The 20,839-nt window shown below is 56.0% G+C and carries 19 protein-coding genes and 1 riboswitch; of the genes, 14 read left to right on the forward strand and 5 right to left on the reverse strand.

Annotated elements, in window-relative coordinates; genetic code table 11:
• Window positions 1-10 precede the first annotated feature (10 nt).
• From ACIP6T_RS12785 to ACIP6T_RS12795, 3 genes are read right to left on the reverse strand one after another with little or no spacing between them, the layout of a single operon-like run.
• The gene (locus tag ACIP6T_RS12785; RefSeq protein ID WP_400457503.1) at window positions 11-1,816 is read right to left on the reverse strand and encodes a dipeptide ABC transporter ATP-binding protein; all 1,806 of its coding nucleotides are present in this window, start codon (window positions 1,814-1,816) and stop codon (window positions 11-13) included.
• Window positions 1,813-3,255 carry a M81 family metallopeptidase gene (locus ACIP6T_RS12790; RefSeq protein ID WP_400457506.1) on the reverse strand — a complete coding sequence of 481 codons (1,443 nt, stop codon included), beginning with the start codon at window positions 3,253-3,255 and terminating at the stop codon, window positions 1,813-1,815. The genes ACIP6T_RS12785 and ACIP6T_RS12790 overlap by 4 nt, the downstream gene beginning before the upstream one ends.
• 11 nt (window positions 3,256-3,266) lie before the next feature.
• Entirely contained in the window at window positions 3,267-4,400 is a 1,134-nt protein-coding gene (locus ACIP6T_RS12795) for an ROK family protein (RefSeq protein ID WP_400457508.1), read from the reverse strand.
• A gap of 287 nt (window positions 4,401-4,687) precedes the next feature.
• Here ACIP6T_RS12795 and ACIP6T_RS12800 point away from each other — a divergent pair, with 287 nt between their 5' ends.
• The 6 genes from ACIP6T_RS12800 (at window position 4,688) to ACIP6T_RS12825 (ending at window position 12,152) form a co-directional block, all read left to right on the forward strand.
• Window positions 4,688-6,223: an ABC transporter substrate-binding protein gene (locus ACIP6T_RS12800; RefSeq protein WP_400457511.1), complete on the forward strand. Its 1,536-nt coding sequence runs from the start codon at window positions 4,688-4,690 to the stop codon at window positions 6,221-6,223.
• 18 nt (window positions 6,224-6,241) lie between these two features.
• Entirely contained in the window at window positions 6,242-7,162 is a 921-nt protein-coding gene (locus tag ACIP6T_RS12805; protein ID WP_097098065.1) for an ABC transporter permease, read from the forward strand.
• Window positions 7,162-8,028 carry an ABC transporter permease gene (locus ACIP6T_RS12810; RefSeq protein WP_400457513.1) on the forward strand — a complete coding sequence of 289 codons (867 nt, stop codon included), beginning with the start codon at window positions 7,162-7,164 and terminating at the stop codon, window positions 8,026-8,028. Before ACIP6T_RS12805 ends, ACIP6T_RS12810 begins: the two co-directional genes overlap by 1 nt.
• Window positions 8,025-8,960 (forward strand): ROK family protein, encoded by a 936-nt coding sequence (locus ACIP6T_RS12815; protein ID WP_400457515.1) that lies wholly within the window; start codon window positions 8,025-8,027, stop codon window positions 8,958-8,960. The genes ACIP6T_RS12810 and ACIP6T_RS12815 overlap by 4 nt, the downstream gene beginning before the upstream one ends.
• A 197-nt stretch (window positions 8,961-9,157) precedes the next feature.
• A complete protein-coding gene (locus tag ACIP6T_RS12820) occupies window positions 9,158-10,390 on the forward strand; it encodes an MFS transporter (RefSeq protein ID WP_400457517.1) in 1,233 nt (410 codons plus the stop codon).
• Window positions 10,391-10,841: 451 nt separating this feature from the next.
• The gene (locus tag ACIP6T_RS12825) at window positions 10,842-12,152 is read left to right on the forward strand and encodes an MFS transporter (RefSeq protein WP_097098061.1); all 1,311 of its coding nucleotides are present in this window, start codon (window positions 10,842-10,844) and stop codon (window positions 12,150-12,152) included.
• Window positions 12,153-12,249: 97 nt separating this feature from the next.
• Here the strand turns inward: ACIP6T_RS12825 and ACIP6T_RS12830 are convergent, their stop codons facing one another.
• Window positions 12,250-12,687: a 6,7-dimethyl-8-ribityllumazine synthase gene (locus ACIP6T_RS12830; RefSeq protein ID WP_097098343.1), complete on the reverse strand. Its 438-nt coding sequence runs from the start codon at window positions 12,685-12,687 to the stop codon at window positions 12,250-12,252.
• Window positions 12,688-12,979: 292 nt separating this feature from the next.
• Window positions 12,980-13,099, forward strand: a riboswitch (TPP riboswitch).
• A gap of 128 nt (window positions 13,100-13,227) precedes the next feature.
• Between ACIP6T_RS12830 and ACIP6T_RS12835 the strand changes: the two genes are divergently transcribed.
• From ACIP6T_RS12835 to fepB, 8 genes are all read left to right on the forward strand, one after another.
• Window positions 13,228-14,172: an FAD-dependent oxidoreductase gene (locus ACIP6T_RS12835; protein WP_400457520.1), complete on the forward strand. Its 945-nt coding sequence runs from the start codon at window positions 13,228-13,230 to the stop codon at window positions 14,170-14,172.
• Window positions 14,156-14,353, forward strand: a complete 198-nt coding sequence (thiS, locus tag ACIP6T_RS12840; protein ID WP_400457522.1) for a sulfur carrier protein ThiS — start codon at window positions 14,156-14,158, stop codon at window positions 14,351-14,353. Before ACIP6T_RS12835 ends, thiS begins: the two co-directional genes overlap by 17 nt.
• A 3-nt stretch (window positions 14,354-14,356) precedes the next feature.
• Window positions 14,357-15,115, forward strand: a complete 759-nt coding sequence (locus ACIP6T_RS12845) for a thiazole synthase (protein WP_400457524.1) — start codon at window positions 14,357-14,359, stop codon at window positions 15,113-15,115.
• An 11-nt stretch (window positions 15,116-15,126) separates the two neighbouring features.
• Complete coding sequence (locus ACIP6T_RS12850) at window positions 15,127-16,092, forward strand: HesA/MoeB/ThiF family protein (protein WP_400457526.1); 966 nt, start codon at window positions 15,127-15,129, stop codon at window positions 16,090-16,092.
• On the forward strand, window positions 16,089-16,805 hold the full coding sequence (locus tag ACIP6T_RS12855; protein WP_345830527.1) for an ABC transporter ATP-binding protein: 717 nt from the start codon (window positions 16,089-16,091) through the stop codon (window positions 16,803-16,805). The genes ACIP6T_RS12850 and ACIP6T_RS12855 overlap by 4 nt, the downstream gene beginning before the upstream one ends.
• Window positions 16,789-17,523, forward strand: coding sequence for an ABC transporter permease (locus tag ACIP6T_RS12860; RefSeq protein ID WP_400457528.1), 735 nt, complete (start codon window positions 16,789-16,791; stop codon window positions 17,521-17,523). Before ACIP6T_RS12855 ends, ACIP6T_RS12860 begins: the two co-directional genes overlap by 17 nt.
• 9 nt (window positions 17,524-17,532) lie before the next feature.
• Window positions 17,533-18,465, forward strand: coding sequence for an ABC transporter substrate-binding protein (locus ACIP6T_RS12865; RefSeq protein ID WP_400457530.1), 933 nt, complete (start codon window positions 17,533-17,535; stop codon window positions 18,463-18,465).
• A 148-nt stretch (window positions 18,466-18,613) separates the two neighbouring features.
• Window positions 18,614-19,600: a Fe2+-enterobactin ABC transporter substrate-binding protein gene (gene fepB, locus ACIP6T_RS12870; protein WP_400457532.1), complete on the forward strand. Its 987-nt coding sequence runs from the start codon at window positions 18,614-18,616 to the stop codon at window positions 19,598-19,600.
• Here fepB and entS read toward each other — a convergent pair.
• Complete coding sequence (gene entS / locus ACIP6T_RS12875) at window positions 19,561-20,823, reverse strand: enterobactin transporter EntS (RefSeq protein WP_400457533.1); 1,263 nt, start codon at window positions 20,821-20,823, stop codon at window positions 19,561-19,563. The two genes, fepB and entS, sit on opposite strands and share 40 nt — an antisense overlap.
• Between the last annotated feature and the right edge of the window lie 16 nt (window positions 20,824-20,839).

Consider the following 20,839-nt stretch of genomic DNA (forward strand, 5'->3'; position numbering starts at 1 on the left):
TCAATCACCTTCATTCCATCACCCAGTGCCCGGCACTGACTTCACGATAGCGACGCGTTTCAGGAACAAATCCCACTGCCCGCACTGGGCTTTTTAACTCACCGATCTCCACCTGCCGCTTCAAATGACGCCGCGTCGGATCGGGGATCGGCACTGAAGACAGCAGCTTGCGCGTGTACTCATGCTGAGGGTTTTCGAAGATGGCTGCCCGCGGACCTATTTCGACGATTTCCCCTAATAACATCACCGCCACCCGATGGCTAATACGTTCGACTACTGCCATATCATGGGAAATAAACAGGTACGACAAGCCCAGACTTTGCTGCAGATCCAGCAGCAGATTGATGATTTGCGCTTTTACGGTGACATCCAGCGCGGACACGGATTCATCCGCAATAATCATTTTGGGGTCGAGCATCAACGCGCGCGCGATGCAGATGCGCTGACGCTGGCCGCCGGAAAATTCGTGCGGATAGCGCGTTAACATGCTGGCAGATAAGCCGACTCGCTCCATCAGCGATGCAGCTTTCTCGCGCGCTTCGATTTTAGACCCGAGCCGATGCTGTAAAAATGGTTCGGTTAGCGCTTCCTGCACCGACATACGCGGATTGAGGCTGGCGAACGGATCCTGAAAAATCATCTGCATGACGCGACGCAAATTACGCAACTCATTGGCAGAAAGATTCAGCACATCGTACCCATCAAAGGCAATTTCACCGGCCGTGGGCGTGACCAGGCGTGTCAGCGAACGTCCGGTGGTTGATTTTCCGCAGCCAGACTCACCCACCAGCGATAAGGTTTCACCCGGCATCAAATCAAACGAGATATTTTCCACCGCGTGAACCGCCCCGGTTTTGCGGCTAAACACGCCTTCATGGATAGTAAAGCGCGTGCTGAGATGCTTCACCGACAGCAGCGGCTCAACCGGCGCAGACCTGGTTACCGATTCATCGGGTTCCTTTTCGGAGTTTAAGGCGAACTTGCGCGGCCCACGACTGCCGCGCATCGCACCAAGCTGCGGCACGGTGGCAATGAGCGTGCGCGTATAATCGGCGGCAGGCGCGGCGAAAATCGCTGTGGTCGTGCCGGTTTCTACAACGTCACCTTGATACATGACTAACGTGCGATCGGCGACTTCCGCCACCACGCCCATATCATGGGTGATGAACAAAACTGCGGTGCCTTCCTCTTCCTGCAATGTCTTAATCAGATCAAGAATTTGCCCCTGAATCGTCACATCTAGCGCCGTGGTGGGTTCGTCGGCAATCAACAGTTTGGGCCGCAGTGCCAGAGCCATGGCGATCATCACACGTTGACGCATTCCACCGGAAAAATGGTGGGGATAATCATTGAAGCGTTTACTGGCATTGGGTATACGTACTTTTTCCAATAGCCGTATTGTCTCCTCACGTGCGGCACGTTTACTGATTTTGCGATGATTGATCAGCGCCTCTGCAATTTGATCGCCAATGGTAAAGGAGGGATTGAGGCTGGTCATCGGCTCCTGAAAAATCATTGCCACCGCATTGCCACGAATATCACGCATGGCGGATTCGCTTAATTTCAGCAGATCGATGCCGTTTAACATCACTTTGCCGCTGACTCGCGCGTGCCGCAGGTTGAGCAAACGCATAATCGCCATTGAGGTGACGCTTTTGCCCGAGCCTGATTCTCCAACAATCGCGAGCGTCTCACCTGCATGGACGGTTAACGACAGGTTTTTGACAACCTCGCGCCACCCATCGTCGCGACGAAAAGCCACCGTCAGACTTTCAATCCGCAGAACCGGTTCAACCACGGTTATTGGCTCGCTCATTTTGCCGCCAAAAAGCGCGCTGACAGGCGGCTTACCGGCAGGAAAGAAAAGTCGGTATCAAAGGGGTAAGCAGGCTGCAATTTGCGCTTGCGAGCTAAACGTTCCACATATTGATCGACCACGCCTTCCGACAGCGCCATCAGATTAGGATTGGCCAGCGGCGCGAGTTCCGGCGACAGATAACCTGATTTCACCACGACGATTTTGGCTGCTGCCGGATCGAGGCCAAGCAGAGCAAAATCCGCCAGATTGTGATATGGACGACGCCGATCGGCCACGACCAGCGTAATACCGCCGGTTTGCAGCAATGCTTGTTTTGCCAGGGAGCGGGCGTCGTCGCTGAGATGCTTCACCACAAATTCGGCCTGCACTTTACCTCCCGCCGGATCGAGTGAGGCGCCCACAGTGAGATGCAGCGTAGCGCCCTCGCCAGCGGCAAATGCGGCTTCGGTAGCCGGTTTATCCGTAATACCGGCCACGATGACATCCTGCGCATTTTGACGAATCAGTTCGGCTAACACATCCGCACGATCCCCTACGCCGCCGCCGGTGGGGTTATCCCCAGAATCGGCCAAAATCACCGGCGCGGTTTCGCTGGCGATAGCCATGGAGACACATTCTGTAATGCTGCCGGTGACGCAGCCAAAGCGAAATGCATCGCGCGCCTGCCAGTAGGCCAGTGCCAGATTTGCAGCCTGCTCAGCCAGCACATCGGCATCGGTGCCCGTCATGATCGCCGCAGCCGTCGCGCGCGGTTCATCGGCCCACACGTAGCCGACCATCAGCGAAGCATCCCAGATGCCCTCTATCTCATTGATGGCAGGCAAGCGGGCATACAAACTTTTAGCCGGTTCATCTTCAGTGCTGGTACGTTCACCAGGCAAAACGACAGGGATCGGCGCCCATACCACGCCCGGTTTTATGCCGGTTTGCAGGCTTTTAACCAGCATCGTCACCGAGCGGCGCATGGTCTCTTCCACATCAATGTGCGGCGCGGTGCGGTAGGTTGAGAACATATCAATTGCATCAATGATGCGCTGCGTGACGTTGCCGTGTAGATCGTAACTTACCGTAATAGGGCAATCAGGCCCCACCAACTCGCGGGTGGCGCTGATCCAGTCGCCTTCGGCGTCTTCCATACCTTCAACGTAGACCGCGCCGTGCATGGCCAGGTAGACACCGTCGACCGGCAGGTAAGCTGCAAGGCGCGTCAGAAAATCCTGCTTAAAATCCTCGTAGGTCATACGTGCGACGGGGCCGCCGGCAATGGCCCGCGCGTGGAATGTGGGCAGGAACTCAGCGGGATAATCCTGCAGAAAGGCAAAGTAAGGATTGGTCGTCAGTTCATCACCACGCACGATGCGGAAGTCATCGGCGTAATTCAGCACCGGATTGTAAGTACTGCACTCAGTATGAATTCCACCAAAAGCAATGCGCATAGCAGCCTCCGCTAGTCGGGTAAGTGAATGATAAAACGATATGCCGCCACGCTGGCTGCGGCTCTGGCCCAGCTCTGTTCGTTGATGGCAATATTGGCAATGGGTGTTTTGCCCATCATTGCGGGCAAAACATTGCTATCGATGGCCTGCATGACCACGGTTTTGAGCAGGCCATCAAAGGCATCGGGCTGATGCGCAATGACAATCAATTCGGGATCGTTCATCTGAATGATATTCGCGATCGATAAACCCAGCGCATGTCCGGCCTGGTGCAGAATGGCAATCGCAGCGCTGTTGCCTTTCACCGCCAGTGCCTCCAGCTCGCCAATCGATTCGCTCTCCAGCGCTTTATCGCGCGTGCTTTCGCGGATTGCCGTTAGCGAGGCGAGGGTATCGAGGCAACCTCGCTTGCCGCAGCGGCAGGGGCGACCGCCGGGTTCAATGGTGCAATGGGCAATCTCTCCGGCGCCACCGTGTGCACCACGGTGCAATTGCCCCTGAAAGAAGTGCGCTGAGCCGATGCCGTCGCCATGGGAAATCAGGGTGAAATTGCGCGCCTTTTTTGCCACGCCAAACATCTTCTCGCTCACCGCCAGCGCTTTGGCATCGTTCTCCAGTGAGACGTCCAGGCCGGTTTGCTGCTTCAGCATTTCAGCCAGCGGGACATTTTTCCAACCGAGCAGAGCCGATTGCACACAAACTGCCTGATGTTCATCAATAAAGCCGGAAAGCGTGACGCCAAGGCCGATGACCTGATCCAGTGAAATAGATTTCTTCGCAATCAGCGCTGGGATGGCCGCTGCTATCGCCGCCACTAACTGGGCGGGCGCGAGATGGAGCGCCATTTCGGTGGCTGCCAGCGTATGACCATGCATATCGATTAACACTAAAACTACGCGTTCGCCGAGCAGCGAAGCACCGAGAAAATAGGCGCTGTCGGCGCGCATTTTTAATAATACCGATGGACGTCCCTGGCCGTTTGATTCTGGAATACTTTCCTCCAGTAATCCGGCATTTAGCATCTCTTTAACCTGCGTTGTAATAGCGGCTTTGCTCAACTTCATCTGTTCAGCAATCAGGGTACGGCTCATTCCCTGTGAGGCAATAAGCAAACGCAGAATTTGTTGCTGATGGGCATTGAGCATTCGAGATCTCACAGCGTTAGCATTTATGCGCTGACAATAATAAGGCCAGAAAACAAATACAACGAGATTTAGTTAAATTTCTGAATGCAGATCTAATTATAAGTAAATTATATGAACTGACATCTTGGCTTTTGTTTAGAGATCGTGGCTTATATAGCGCAACGCCGTGGTAAAGATTTCGTAGGGACGCCATTCATGGCAACCAATGCATTCAGGCGCGCATAAATGCGCACCCTACAACGACATGTTCATTCACCCTTCGTTTCAATGATTCATTGAGGGCCTTCATGGAAAGCAAACATAAGCATTTCAAGGTACTGACGCTGGCCGGTTGTTTATTAGCGTCAATGGCCAGCGCCTCCGTTTTCGCCAGCCAGCTGGTGATCATGCAGAACGAACCGCCGCGTAGTATGGATCCGGGCAACCAGACCGCGACCTTTACCGGTACCGTGCTTGACCCGATGTATGAAGGCCTGACGCGCATTGGAGACGATGGAAAAATTATTCCGGCATTAGCCTTATCCTGGACGTCCGACGACAGCGGTCTTAATTGGACTTTCACCCTACGGCCCAACGTGAAATTCCATGACGGCACGCCGTTTAATGCCGATGCGGTAGTCGAAAACTTTCAGCGCCATTTAAATACGCAACGTGGGCTGGCAGGTAGCGGAAAAATTCGCACCTTTATTCAGGATGTGAATAAAAAAGACGATCTTACCGTTACGTTCCAGCTTAAAAAAATCAACCCGGCCTTTTTAACCGTTTTAGCCTCCGGACCAGGTTTAATGGTGAGCCCAAAAGCGGATAAAGAGGGCAGCATTAACAATAAAGCCGACGGCACTGGGCCCTATAAGCTGGTGCAATACAAATCTGGCGAATATGTACTTGAACAAAAGAACAGTGACTATTGGGGAAAATCCTCCGGCCCGGATGAAATAAAATGGACGTGGAGCAGCGAACCTTCGGTAATGAATATGGCGCTGCAATCGGGACAGGTAGATATTATTAATCCGGTGCCGCCGCAGTTCGCTGGTATGTTAAAAAACAATGCCAACGTTAATCTGAAACGGTCGCCGGGAGCGGCCGTGTTCTGGGTCGATCTGAATACGCAGAGCAAAGCGCTCAGCGATGTTCGCGTGCGGCAGGCGCTAAACTTTGCCACCGATCAACAGGCGCTGGTAAAAGCCATCATGTTTGGCTATGCGCAACCGGCCAATTCCGCGCTGGCACCCGTCGATCCTAACTACGACAAGAATCTGCACGATTATCCTTATGATGTTCAAAAGGCCAAAGATCTGCTGAAGGCAGCGGGCTACGCCGATGGCTTCCCGATGTCGATTGCGGTGCAGGCACCGGACGCGCGTACTGCGCAAGTGCTGCAGGGTATGTGGAGCAAAATTGGCGTGAAGCTCACCGTGCGCCAGATGGAAAGCGGTGTGTGGACCAAAGCGGCCTTTGCCGATGGCAAAGAGAAGGCCGCACAGAGCACCGATGCGGTACTGGCGTCATGGTCTTCCGGTTTATACGGCTCAGACCTGCAATTGCGTCCGCTGTATCACACCAGCAGCTTTGCACCAGGTGGCGCCAATCTTGGCTTCTTCAGCGATAAGCACACCGATGAACTGATCGATACTGCCGCGTCCACGCTCGACGATACTCAACGCAAGGATCTCTACTTCCAGGCACAGAAACAGATCAGCGGATTAGCGCCGCAGGTGCTGCTGTTCTATCAGGACGATCTTTACGCCGCGCGCAAAAACATCAGCGGGGTCGTCATGCAGCCGGGTGGGCAGATTGTCGTCCGTGATGCAATGAAGCAATAAACTCATGGCTGATGTGATATGAAAGCGTACGTCGCAAAAAAGGTGCTGTCGCTGCCGTTAATTATTTTCGGGGTGTCGATCATTGTATTCATTGCCATCCGCGCGCTGCCGGGCGATCCGGCACGCTTGATGGCAGGACCGGAAGCACCACAGGAAGCCGTGGATAATATGCGCGTGCGGCTGGGACTGGATAAGCCTTTGCCGCTGCAATATGCGAAATTTGCTGCCGAAGCCATACATGGCAACCTCGGACTGTCGCTGCAGTCGCAGCGACCGGTGATGACGGAAATCAGTGAGCGGCTGCCGTATACCTTATCACTGGCGGCGCTGGCTTATCTGCTGGCCATTGCGATTGGCGTGCCGGCGGGGATGACAGGCGCAATATATCGCCAGCGCATTCCCGACCAAATCGTCATGGTGCTGACCATTGCCGGCGCGTCCATCGCCAACTTCTGGCTGGCGCTGCTGGCGATGAACTACTTCGCCGTTGAGTTAGGTTGGCTACCACTGCTGGGTGCAGATTCATGGAAAAATTACATCATGCCAACCGTTACGCTAGCGATCTTGCCGATGGCGATGATTGCCCGCATGACGCGATCCAGCATGCTGGATGTGCTGAGTCAGGACTATATTCGGACTGCCAAAGCCAAAGGTTTATCGTCTGGCAGCATCCATTGGAAGCATGCGCTGCGTAATGCGCTGATCCCGATCGTCACCATTGTCGCACTGAATTTCGGCAGTCTGATTGGCGGTGCGGTGGTGACGGAATCGGTGTTTAACTGGCCGGGGATTGGCCGCCTACTGGTGGATTCGGTGCGCTACCGTGATTATCCCGTGATTCAGGGCGTGACGCTGGTCGCCGTTACCGGCGTGGTGCTGATGAATCTGGTGGGGGAAATTCTGATTGGTCTGCTTAACCCCAAAATAAGGTTCGACTGATGAACAGCATTGAAAGCTCCGTGCTGCCGCCGCGTTCGCGCAGCCGAAACCTGCTAAGAACCCTGGTCGCTAATCCTTCCATCGCCATTGGCGGCGCACTGGTATTGCTGGTGGTATTCGCCGCCGTGCTGGCACCGCTGATCACCCATTGGGATCCGGTTGAACAGGATTTACTCAATACGCTGCAGGCACCTTCGGCCGCACATTGGTTTGGCACCGACGATTATGGCCGGGATATTTTCTCGCGGGTGATTTTTGGTGCGCGCATAACGCTGTTTGAGGTCTGCCTGAGCGTGGCGATATCAATGGCGATCGGCATTCCACTGGGCATCATTTCCGGCTTAGCCGGGCGTAAAATTGATGCCCTGATCATGTGGGTGATGGACATTATCTTTGCTTTCCCGGGAATTGTTCTGGCGATTCTGATTGTTAGCGTGCTGGGGGAAGGCCTTACTAATATGTTGATCGCTATCTCGCTTTTCTCCATACCGGTCTATGCGCGCCTGAGCCGCAATTTAACGCTGGGATTGAAAAATATGGAATATATCGAAGCGGCACATATGCTCGGCGTGCGCTATCCGCGCATCATCACTCACTATATTCTGCGCAATTCGATTGGGCCGCTGATCGTGCAATCAACCCTAACAGCCGGCGCGGTAGTGCTCTCTGCCGCCAGCCTCTCTTTTCTTGGCTTAGGCGTGCAGCCGCCCATGCCGGAGTGGGGCACGATGATGAGCGACGGGCGCAACTTCCTTGGCCTGAATATCTATGTGTCACTCTTCCCTGGATTGGCGATTTTGATTACCGTGCTGGGCTTCAATGTCCTTGGCGACGGCTTGCGTGATGTGATGGATAAACGTTTATGAGTAAACCTGCAGTTATTTGCCTCGATTTGGGCGGTTCATTTATCAAGTTAGGCGTGATGGATGCGCAAAATGCATTAACGATTCTCGATCAGCAGAATATCCCGGCGACAAGTTGGACGGCGTTCACCACGCTGGTCAGCCACATGATTGCCCAACATCAGGCGCATTTTACTGCTGATAGTCCGGTGGCGATTTCCACCGCCGGCATTGTGGCGCCGGACACCGGGGAGATGTTTGCCAGCAATATTCCTGCTTTTCATCAGCGCAGATTGGCCAACGAATTATCAGCGATCTTGCAGCGACGGGTGATTGTGCACAACGACGCCGATTGCTTCACGCTGGCGGAGGCGCTAACGGGAGCCGGGCAAGCACACAAGGTAGTGTTTGGTGCCATCCTCGGTTCAGGTGTAGGCGGTGGATTAGTTGCAGATGGTCGTATCATTACTGGCCAAAATGGTTTGACCGGGGAATGGGGGCATGGGCCGATCACACTCACTGAAGTGGAGATTGATGGTGAAACGCTGCGCCTGCCGCGCCTGAGCTGCCCGTGCGGACAAAAAGGCTGCCTCGACAGTTACGGAGGCGCGCGCGGCCTGGAAAATCTGCATCAGACATTGCATAGCAGCACAGCGAGCAGCATTGATATTATCAAGCGCTGGCAGCAGCAGGACAGGCAGGCGCAGCAAACCCTGCAGGCGTGGTTACAGCTGGTTGGCCAGCCGCTGGCGTACACCATTAACATTACCGGCGCATCACGCGTGGTGGTGGGCGGCGGGCTGGCTTCTGTGGTGCCGTTAATCGAGGCGTTAGATCAGGCGGTGCAGGGTTATGTGTTGCGCAGTACGCGCCAGCGTTTAGTGGTGCCTGGAGCGTTCGCGCATCATGGCGGCATGATGGGCGCCGCGCTGTTGGCCCGACAACGTCATGGATAATGTTACCCGGTGCGCATAAATGCGCACCCTACGTCGTAGCGTCGCCAATCATGGCGACCAATGCGGCAGCGTTACCCCAGCCATTAACACATAATTGCGCTATCATATGCCGCTTACTTAACTCAGTTACGACGATGGTTGCTGTTCAATGCACCCACGATCCTGGCTGAGTTCTTCACCTGTGGTTCGGAAAACTCATGTCATCAGTACAACCTCAACTTACTCAGTTGCTGAGCGAGGCATCGCTGCCGCGCAAAAGCGTGCTGAAAGCGCTGTTCGCGCTGGGAACCGGTGGCTTTGCCATTGGTACCGGTGAATTCGTGATTATGGGCCTGCTGCCCGATGCAGCAAAAGGCCTCAACGTGTCGATCCCTTCCGCCGGGCATCTGATCAGTATTTACGCTCTCGGCGTGGTAATTGGTGCGCCGCTGCTGGCCGTTTTGGGTGCGCGAGCCTCACGTCGTAATTTTCTGATGACGTTAATGGGCCTGTTTGCCGCCGGAAATTTGCTGAGCGCGGTGGCACCTGGCTACTACTCGATGCTGTTGGCGCGTTTTCTTGCCGGTTTTCCGCATGGCACTTTCTTTGGCGTGGCCGCGCTGGTAGCGGCCGGTTTGGTCGAGCGCAGAAAGCGTGCGCAGGCGGTATCGATGGTGCTATTTGGTTTGACCATTGCTAATTTGCTGGGCGTTCCGGCGGTCACTGCCATCGGTCAATGGTTTGGCTGGCGCGATGCCTTTGCCATTGTGGGTGGTCTGGCGCTGGTCACGTTGCTTTTGGTGTGGCTGTGGGTACCCAACGTAGCGGGTGATAAAAATGCCAGCCCGCTGCGTGAGTTGTCAGCGCTAACGCGCAAGCAGGTGCTGCTCACACTGGCGATTGGTGCAGTAGGCAGCGGCGGATTGTTCTCGGTGTTTAGCTACGTCAAACCCACTATGACCGAACTGGCACAGATGCCGGTGAGCTGGATTCCTGCCGTGTTGGCGCTATTTGGTTTAGGCATGATTATCGGCAATATTGCGGGTGGTCGTCTGGCCGATCGCGGTATTGAAAAGACGATTCGTATTTTGCTGGTGTGGTCGTTTCTGGTGCTTAGCGCCTTTGTGTTTGCTGCACATTATGCCCTGGCGGGTGCAATCAACGTGATGCTGGTTGGCACCATGGTCGCGCTGGCGGCTGTGCTGCAAATTCGGTTGATGGATGTGGCGGGAGATGCACAAACCATGGCGGCAGCGATGAACCACTCGGCATTTAATCTGGCCAATGCGTTAGGTGCGTGGCTAGGTGGCGTCACAATTTCAGCAGGTTTAGGCTGGCAGTCAACCGGTTGGGTGGGCGCGATTCTGGCGGTGCTGGGTCTGTTGATTCATGGTGTTGTGGTACGTGACGCGCGGCGGAAATCCATCACCTTTGCCCACGATAATCATTAACATCACAGGGTCGCCATGAATGGCGACCCTACTGTTTTGTAGGGTGCGCATTCATGCGCACATGGTCAAATTATGAAAGCTTCTGCTACAAAAACGTTACAAATATCCTATTAGTCTCCCTCCGAATGTGGGATATATGCCAGCCCGAACGATGCGAATTACTGCTCCCACCCTGGACAATTAACCACCAGACCTGTCTTGGGTTTCTGCGTTGCGCGGCTAAAAAAATAGAGAAAAAATTAATGGTTCTATAAGGGCGAGTACGTATTATTTCTATATATACCAATACGATGCTTTTATAGTTACGCCAATTTGCTCGCACGATCACAGCGTAAGTAACACAATTTCTTAACATTAATTGCAGTGATTAAGATCGCAATAATTATTCCCATACTCTCTTTAATAGAAAGCCTTGAACCTAAGCAACCTGGCTTAACATGGAGAGGGCAGCATGCAAGAAAAAATCCCCGGAACGCGTTGGTATCGCGTTATCGCCCCCATTCTCATTACCTGCATCGTCTCATTCATGGATCGCGTCAACATCAGCTTTGCGCTGCCTGGCGGCATGGATCAAGACCTGGCAATCACCAGCCAAATGGCGGGTGTGGTAAGTGGCATCTTCTTTATCGGCTACCTGTTCCTGCAAGTGCCAGGTGGACGTATCGCCGTAAATGGCAGCGGTAAACGCTTTATTGCGTGGTCGCTGGCAGCATGGATGGTGGTGTCTATCGCCACCGGCTTTGTTACCAACCATTATCAGCTGCTGGCGCTGCGTTTCGTGCTGGGTATCTCGGAAGGTGGCATGTTACCGGTAGTGTTAACCATGGTCAGCAATTGGTTTCCAGAAAAGGAGCTGGGACGCGCTAATGCTTTTGTAATGATGTTTGCGCCGTTGGGCGGCATGTTTACCGCACCGATCTCCGGCTACATCATTAACGTGCTGGACTGGCGCTGGTTGTTCATTATTGAAGGTCTGCTTTCTGCCGCTGTACTGCTGGTGTGGTGGCTGGTAATCGCCGATCGTCCAGAAGAGGCGCGCTGGTTACCCGCACGTGAAAAGGCGTATTTGCTGCGCGAACTGGCGCGTGAAAAGGCGCAACATCGCCAAAAAGCACCGCTTAGTAAAGCCCCGTTAAAAGCGGTGTTCCGTAATTCAGGTTTGATGAAGCTCGTGGCGCTTAACTTCTTCTACCAAACTGGCGATTACGGTTACACGCTGTGGCTGCCGAGTATCCTGAAAAATCTCACCGGCACCAACATGGCGGGCGTCGGCCTGCTGGCCGCCATTCCGTTTGTGGCGACAGTGCTCGGTATCTATGCGATTTCCTGGCTGAGCGATCGCACCGGTAAGCGACGTTTGTGGGTAATGGTCTCGCTGTTCTGCTTCGCTGCTGCCTTGCTGGCTTCGGTGGTGCTGCATGAGAACGTGGTTGCCGCCTATATCGCGCTGGTGGTATGCGGCTTCTTCCTGAAAGCAGCGACCAGTCCGTTCTGGTCTATTCCCGGACGTATCGCTGCGCCGGAAGTGGCGGGTAGCGCACGCGGCGTGATTAATGGGCTTGGCAATCTGGGGGGATTCTGTGGGCCGTACTTAGTTGGCATCATGACGCTGCTCTATAGCCAAAACGTGGCAATCTGCTGGCTGGCGGGTTCGCTGGTGATTGCGGGGATCTTTACGCTGTTGTTGCCAAAAGAGTGTGATATTAACCCTTCAGAACCGCGCAGACATATGAAGGACGATCGTTTGATGAGTGCCAAATAGTGAAGCTGGCAAGGTTGGCACTATTCTGAATATGAACAATAGAAAGTCAGAATAAATAAAAAGGGAATGCCTGATAAGGTGTTCCCTTTTTAATGTTTCAATCAATCGACAGATTGTGAATAGCCAGCACAGCACGTGCGGCTTCTTTGCCTTTCTTGATGAAATGCTCGGTGTAGAAGTTTTCGATGACATCTACCGGTTGGAAATTATGCGGCGTCAATGAAACGGAAAACACCGGTACGTTAGTGGTGAGCTGCACATTCATCAGGCCATCAACCACCGCTGCTGCAACGAAATCATGGCGATAGATGCCGCCATCCACCACCAGCGCCGCGCAGACAATCGCATCGTATTTGCCGGTTTCAGCCAGACGCTTAGCCAACAGCGGCATTTCAAATGCGCCAGGCACTTCCAGCACTTTTAATTCCGCGGCAATAGATTGATCGGCTAATTCTTTTTCGAAACCTACCAGGGCATTGTGGACAATTTCTTTGTGCCATCCGGCTTTAATAAATGCAATTTTAATAGTGTTCATGGTTATTTCGACATCACCTGTAATTTGTTCTTGCTCATAAAATAATGTGTTTGTATACCATATGTTACGTTTGTAATCTACCGACGCAAAACCCGTCATACTTCGAGTTGCAGGAAGGCGGCAAGTGGGTTCATCCCCAGGAGCATACTGAAGTATGTGACTGGGGTGGACACGCGCAGCCAACGCACCTGCAGCTCGAAGTATGACGGGTTTAAGTATGGAGAAAACAATTTAACCACACCATTTATACAGTTATTCCGCGCTTGACGGCGACCATCGCCTGCAATACAAATAGACGCGTCGGGGGAGTCTCGCCACAGAGACTGAGAGGCTAATAGCGCACTGCGCGGCTTAGCGACCCTTTGAACCTGACCCAGTTGATACTGGCGTAGGAAGACTGACAGTCTGTTAGCTTGGCTGTCTGGCGCTAAGGCAAGCTCGATCGTGGCGCCATTTCCCTTCACCTGTATCTGCGGGTCTCAGTAAACACTGAGAGGCCGATGTGAATTTTCCCTTTTTGAACATCATGGAACCTGCGCTGTGAGCCGCTGGAGCGTGCTAGGCTGCGGCGTGGCCGGCTTGTGCGTGGCAACATTATTGGCGGAGCGCGGCGAAGACGTTGAGGTGATCGACGATGCATCGCGGCGCCCGGCATCGTGGTATGCCGGCGGCATGCTGGCGCCCTGGTGTGAAGCCGAAAGCGCGCCGCGTGAGGTGATAACCCTTGGACAGCACGCCGCCGCGTGGTGGCAACAGCGCGTCAGCAGCGTTGCACATCAGGGAACGCTGGTGGTGGCGCCGCCGCGCGACAGCCAGGAACTTAACCGCTTTGCCCGCATGACCGAGCAGCATCAATGGGTTGAACCTGGTGCGATTGAACCGGCGCTGGAAGGGCGCTTTGCGCGCGGTCTGTTTTTCGCTCGGGAAGCGCACCTCGACCCGCGCCTGGCGCTGCAGGAAATGCGTGAGAAGCTGATTGCGCGCGGCGTAGCCTTCAACTCGCATGCGCCGAGCGGCCAGATTATCGATTGCCGTGGCATTCATGCCGCGCCCGAATTGCCGCGCCTGCGCGCCGTGCGCGGCGAGATGCTGATTCTGCACAGCGATGAGGTGCAGTTCTCCCGTCCGATTCGCCTGCTACATCCGCGTTTTCCCTGCTATCTGGTGCCGCGTCGCGGCGGGCATTTTATGCTCGGCGCTACCATGATTGAGAGCGATGACGCTAGCCCAATCAGCGCCCGCGCCATGATGGAGTTACTCAGTGCCGCTTACGCCATTCATCCGGCGCTGGCGGAGGCACGGGTAATTGAGAGCGGCAGCGGGCTGCGTCCGGCGTATCCGGCCAATCTGCCGGAAATTCACTATCAAAATCACACCTTCTATCTCAACGGCATGTATCGCCACGGTTTTCTGCTGGCACCGATGCTGGCTGAACAGCTGATGCAGCGCCTATCTGGAGAGCAATCTTATGATTATTCAGCTTAACGGGCGCGCTATCAGCACCGAAGCAAAAAGCCTGAGCGAACTGCTTATCGAGCAGCAAATTGATATGGCCTGCGTCGCCACTGCCTTTAATGGCACCTTTGTGCCCAAAAGCCACTACGACACGCAGCTGCTGGATGAAGGTTGCCAGCTCGAAGTGTTGTCACCGATGCAGGGAGGCTAAACGATGTTTTACGATGTTGACCCACAATCGCGCTTCCTGCTCGGCACCGCCGGATATCCTTCGCCCGCCATTTTGCAGCAGGCGATTGCCGCGTCTGGCACTGAAATCATCACCGTTAGCCTGCGACGTGAAGGTGCTGCGGGCGCGGCATTTCGTGAACTGCTGACCGGACTCAACATCCGCGTGTTACCGAATACCGCCGGCTGTCACACGGTTAAAGAGGCGGTCACCACCGCGCATATGGCGCGAGAATTGTTTAATACCGCGTGGATTAAACTGGAAGTGATTGGCCACGCCGACACGCTGCAGCCCGATCCGTTCGCGCTGGTGGAAGCGGCGCGCATTCTCAGCGAAGACGGGTTCAAGGTGTTTCCCTACACCACTGAAGATCTGATCGTTGGCGAAAAACTGCTGGCGGCAGGCTGCGAGCTGCTGATGCCGTGGGGCGCGCCGATCGGTTCCGGCCAGGGACTGCGTAATATCGACGGCCTGCGCGCGATGCGTGCCTGGTTTAGCGATGTGCCGCTGATCATTGATGCCGGCATTGGCGCGCCGTCACAGGCGGCGCAGGCGATGGAAATGGGCTTCGATGGCATCCTGCTGAATACCGCCGTCGCCAAAGCGGGCGATCCGATCGAGATGGCAAACGCATTTCGTCTGGCAATAGAAGCCGGACAGGCGGCCCGTCGCGCCGGATTAATGGAAAAGCGTGATATGGCGAGTGCTTCCACGCCCATCTTTGGCCTGGCAAATCTCAACTGATGGGCGGCGATATGGAACGCTATCAACGCCAGATGATGCTGCCGGAAGTGGGTGAAGACGGGCAGCGCAAACTGCGCAACGCGCGCGTAGTGGTGGTGGGTGCCGGTGGGTTAAGCGCGACGCTGCTGCCGCAGCTGGTGGGCGCGGGCGTCGGCCATATTCGGCTCTATGACGACGATGAAGTGGCGCTGCATAACCTGCATCGGCAAACGCTGTTTACGCTGCAGGATATCGGCCAGCCCAAGGTGCTCAGCGCTCAGCAGGCTTTGCAGCAGCGTAATCCCGAGGTGCAGATCGACGCGCTGCAGCAGTCGCTGAGCGCCAGCAATATGCAGCAGGCGCTGGCGCAGTGCGATCTGGTGATCGACGCCGCCGATAATTTTGCCGTCACCTATCAGCTCTCCGATGCATGCATGCTAGCTGGCATCCCGCTGATCAGCGCCTCGGTGTTACGCAGACAAGGTTACGTGGGCGGTTTCTGTGGCGGATCGCCGAGCTATCGCGCGGTATTTCCGCGCCTGCCGTACTCCGCTGCGGACTGCAACACCGCCGGCGTGATGGGGCCGGCGGTCGCCGCATTGGGCGCAATGCAGGCGCAGATGGCGCTCAGCGTGCTGCTCGAACTGCAGCCATCGCCGCTTGGCTGTCTGGTGAACTGCGATTTTGTTAACTGGCACTTCCGCCCGTTCCGCTTTGATCACGCCGAAGAACCGCAACAGGCGGTGCCGTTTATCGATCGGCAACTGCTGGCGGCGGATGACTGCATTGTCGAACTGCGTAGCCATGAAGAAGCGCCAGTCAGCGTCGCAGAGGGCGTTGAGCGCATTCTGCCGCAGGCGATCGCCACATGGCAGCCACCGACGCAGCAGCGCATTGTGCTGGTATGCGCCAGTGGCATTCGTGCCGCGCAGGCCGCCGCAGTGTTGGCGCAGCGTGGCTTTAACCAGCTGGCGATTCTGGCGGCAAATCGCCCATGAGCCACGACATTGTGTTCAACGACGTGAGCTTTAGCTGGGGCGATAAACCGCTGTGCCAGCAGCTGAATCTGCGACTGCGCGGCGGCAAAACCACGGTGATGCTGGGACGCAGCGGCATCGGCAAAAGCACGCTGCTGCGCTTAATCGCGGGGTTACTTCAGCCGCAACAGGGCGCGGTGCAGGGTTTACGCGGCAATGTCGCCTGGATGGGGCAGCAGGATCTGCTCTATCCGTGGCTGACGGTGCTGGAAAACGTGATGCTATCGGCGCGACTGGGCGGTGAAAAAGCAGATCGTCCGCGCGCGCTGGCGCTGCTGGCGCAGGTGAAGCTCAGCGAGGTGGCGCACGCGCCGCCGCATCAGCTCTCAGGCGGCATGCGGCAACGGGTGGCGCTGGCGCGCACGCTGTATGCGCAGCGTGAGGTGGTGCTGATGGATGAGCCGTTCGCCACGCTGGATGTGATGACCAAACTCAGCCTGCAGACGCTGACCGCACGCTTGCTGCAAGGCAAAACCGTGTTGCTGGTGACCCACGATCCCCTGGAAGCCTGCCGCATGGCCGATGATATTTTGCTGCTTGATGGCCAACCGCTGGCGATCGAAAACTGGCCGGTGCCTGGCGGTGTGACCCCGCGATCGTTCGATGATCCCGGCGTGTTGCAGGCGCAGGCGCAACTTTTCTCCCGATTGAATACCCATGAAAACACTGTTTAGCGCGATCTATTTGTTTGTGGTGCTGCTGTGCGGCTGGCTGCTGGCGCGTCACAGCGGCGTGCCGACCTTTTTACTGCCCGCGCCGCAGGCGGTGCTTGAAGCGCTATGGCTGCAGCGCCAACTGCTCTGGCATCACACGTTGTATACGCTGGCGGAAATTGTGCTGGCGCTGCTGCTCGGCGTGGGTGCCGGCGTGACGCTGGCGGTGCTGATGGCTGCCAGCCCGCTGCTGCGACGCGTGCTGTTTCCGCTGGTCACCGCCAGCCAGGCGATCCCGGTATTTGCCCTCGCGCCGCTGCTGGTGCTGTGGCTCGGTTTTGGCATTGCGTCGAAAGTGGTGGTGGCGGCGTTGATTCTGTTTTTTCCGCTGTGCCTGTCGCTGTTCGATGGGCTGTGCCGCACGCCGAGCGGCTGGCTGGAGCTGGCGCAAACCACCACGCCATCGCGCTTTCGCATCTTCTGGCGCGTGCGCTGGCCCGCCGCCTTACCGCAGTTTTTTTCCGGCTTACAGATGGCGGCGGTGCTGGCACCGATAGGTGTCGTGATTGGCGAATGGGTTGGAGCCAGTGAAGGGTTGGGCTACTTGATGATGCAGTCCAACGCCCGGCTGGAAACCGCCACCAGCTTTGCTGCACTGCTGCTGTTACTGATTCTGGCGCTGTTGCTCTCCGGCAGCGTGGCGCTGATTCGCAAGAAAACCCTCTGGCAAACTTCATAAGGATGCACTTTGAACACCTTACGCACTATTTTTACCACCTTGCTGTTGCTGGTTTCTGCTCATGTCCACGCCGCAGAGAAAGTTCGTTTGCTGCTCGACTGGTTTATTAACCCGAATCATGCCGCGATTTTTGCGGCTCAGCACAGCGGGGCTTTCAAAAAAGAGGGGCTGGACGTAGAGATGATCGCGCCTGCCGATTCCGCCTCTGTACCGCTGCTCTTGGCCGCAGGTAAAGCCGATCTTGCTATCAGCTATCAGCCGCAGCTCTATACGCTGGTGGAGAAGGATGTGCCAGTCATCCGCGTTGGCACTTTAATCAATCAGCCACTGAATACGCTGACCACGCTTGCGAGCGATATTCACTCTTTAAAAGATTTTGCAGGGAAAACGCTGGGCTATGCGGTACCGGGAACGGAAGACGTGGCAATTCGCAATATGCTGAAATCGCAGGGTGTTGATGTTGCCACCGTGAAGCTGATTAACCTGAATATGGACGGTGAATCAGCGCTATTGACGCACAAGATTGAGGGTGCGATGACCATCTTCCGCAACTATGAGCTGCTGGATCTGCAGGACAAAGGCGCCAATCCGACGGTGTTCAAACCTGAGGATTACGGTGTGCCGGCGTATGACGAACTGATTATTCTGGCAAATCAAAAAACGGCCGCGCAGGACAAACGTATTCCGGCGTTTTTGCGCGGGCTTGATGCGGGTGTGGCATGGCTGCGCGCGCATCCGCAAGAGGCGTGGCAGGCATTTATCAAGCAATATCCAGAGCTGAACACCAAACTGAACCATGAAGCGTGGCAGGCGACGCTACCGTACTTTGCTGCGCACAGCGCAGAGTTTGATCGGGCGCGCTATCAGGCATTTGGTGAGTATATGAAAGCGAATGGTGTGATTAAGGATATGGCGCCGATGGCGCGTTATTCACTGCAGTAACTTCTGCCAGGTGCGCAGTAATGCGCACCCTACGAATAGGTAGGGTCGTCATTCATGGCGACCGGAAATACACAAAGAATTACGCTTGCACACCGCTGTATTTTTGATAATGATATTTATTCTCAATTATCAAGTGATGGACAACCTGATGCGTTTTCCCGCTCTTTATCTGCTGCTCACCCTATTTTTCATCTGCACCCACGCCCACGCAACCGCCAGCTGGCCGCGCACCCTCCAAACCCCGCAAGGCCCACTTACGCTGCAACAGCCGCCACAGCGTATTGTTTCGACCAGCGTCACGCTGAGCGGCACTTTGCTGGCAATTAATGCGCCGCTGATCGGCTCTGGCGCCACCAGCCGCAATAGCAGCGTCGCGGATGCGCATGGCTTCTTTACTCAGTGGAGTGCGGTGGCCAAAGCGCGTCAGGTAAAACCGCTGTACGTGTCGCAGCCGAACGCCGAAGCGATTGCGGCCGAAGCGCCGGATTTGATCGTGATGGCCGCCACCGGCGGGGATTCAGCGCTGCGCTTGTACGATCAGCTGCAAACCATTGCGCCGGTATTAGTGATCGACTACGGCGATAAGAGCTGGCAGGCATTAGCTTTACAGCTGGGCGACATCACCGGTCATGAAGCGGATGCGAAAAAGCTGATAGCTGCGTTTGACCAGCGCGTCGCAGCGGTGCGCAATACGATCACGCTGCCGCCGCAGCCGACGTCTGCCGTGGTCTATTACGAAGATGGACGCGGCATGAACCTATGGACACCGGCCTCGGCGCAGGGTGCGCTGTTAAAGGCGTTGGGCTTTACCTTGGCCGCGCCGCCCGCGAGTTTTCAGGGCAGCACCAGCATGGGCAAGCGCAATGACATCATTCAGCTAAACGGTGAAAATATGGCCGATGGCATCACCGGCAACACTATTTTGCTGTTTGCAGCCGATGAGAAAACCGTGCCGCAGGTGGCGAAGAATCCATTCCTCGCCCATCTGCCCGCGGTGCAGCAGCACGCTATTTTTGCCGTGGGGAACGACACTTTCCGCCTCGATTACTACAGCGCCAGCAATATGCTGAGCAGCATCGAGCGGCAATTCACGCATCAAGCGTCAGCGGTGGCTGGTCGCGGCGCATCAGGCTGATCGCCGAGGCGTGCGGTGCGCAGGCCGCGCGCCGCCAGCGCCAGCAAGACCAACAGCCCCGCCGCCAGACCACCAAACCACAACACGCTGCTCAACGGCGCCAACACCCGTGCCAGTGCCCCCAAACCTAATGCGCCAAGCGAATCGCCTGTCACATCCTGTGCTGTGCCGAGGCTGTTAACGCGACCCAGCAGCGCATCCGGCGTGTGATGCTGCGTCAGCATAAACTGCAACAGCGAGGCGATAGCGTTGCTGTAGCCGTAACACACCAGCGCCAGCAGTGCGGGCAGCAAATGGCTGTAGAAACCGAGCGAGGCGATGCAGGCAAACGCCAGCAGCGCACAGCCGATCAGCACCCGCCCCGGGCGTGCCAGTTGTCGCACCCAGCCGCTGGTAAATGCGCCGATCATCGCGCCCAGCGGCACCGCAGAATACATCAAACCTAATGCCGAGGCATCGGCGTGCAAGGTTAGCGCCAGCGCCGGGAACAGGATACGCACCGCGCCCACCATGCTGAGCAGTAACCCAACCAGCACCACCGCGCCCACCACTTTATGCTGGCAAACAAATTGAATGCCGCTCGCCAGCGCGCGCAGCGGATGCTCCGGTTCCTGCTGTTCAGGCTTCATGGCGGGCAAACGCCCTAGCGGAATCAGCGTAGCCAGCGTACCGATGGCGGCGACCGCAAAGGCCCAGCCGACGCCTGCCGCGACGATAATCATCCCGCCAATCGCTGGCGAGAGAATCGCGCCGAGGCGCACCGTTAGCATGCTGAGCGCACCGGCTTCCGCCAGATGTTCGCGTCCGACGATCAGCGGGATCACTGCCATCAGCGCGGTCATGCCCAGCGCTCCAAAGAAGCCATCCCAGAAGGCGAGGAAGTAGAGCGCCAGCAGCGAAGGCGCTGAGCTGAAGGCATTCAGGCTGAGCAGCACAAAGCCGATGCCGCAGGTGCCGCGTGCAAACAGGATCAGCTTGCGGCGATCGTAGCGATCTGCGAGCACACCGCCAAGCAGCAGGCCGATAAACATGCCGACGCCATCGAGCATCACCGCCACGCCCACCTGCAGCGTGGAGCCGGTCATGGCCTGAATCTGCACCGGCACACCCACCGCCAGCATGCCGAGCGCAAACACCGACAGCATGCGAGCGCAGAATATTGCGCGGAATGACGGGTTATTTTTCAGCAAACTAAAATCTAAAAATATCGAGGGCTTAGCCATATATCTCCAACATAAG

The organism is Pantoea sp. NPDC088449 (genome assembly GCF_044753225.1).
GTDB lineage: Bacteria > Pseudomonadota > Gammaproteobacteria > Enterobacterales > Enterobacteriaceae > Pantoea > Pantoea floridensis.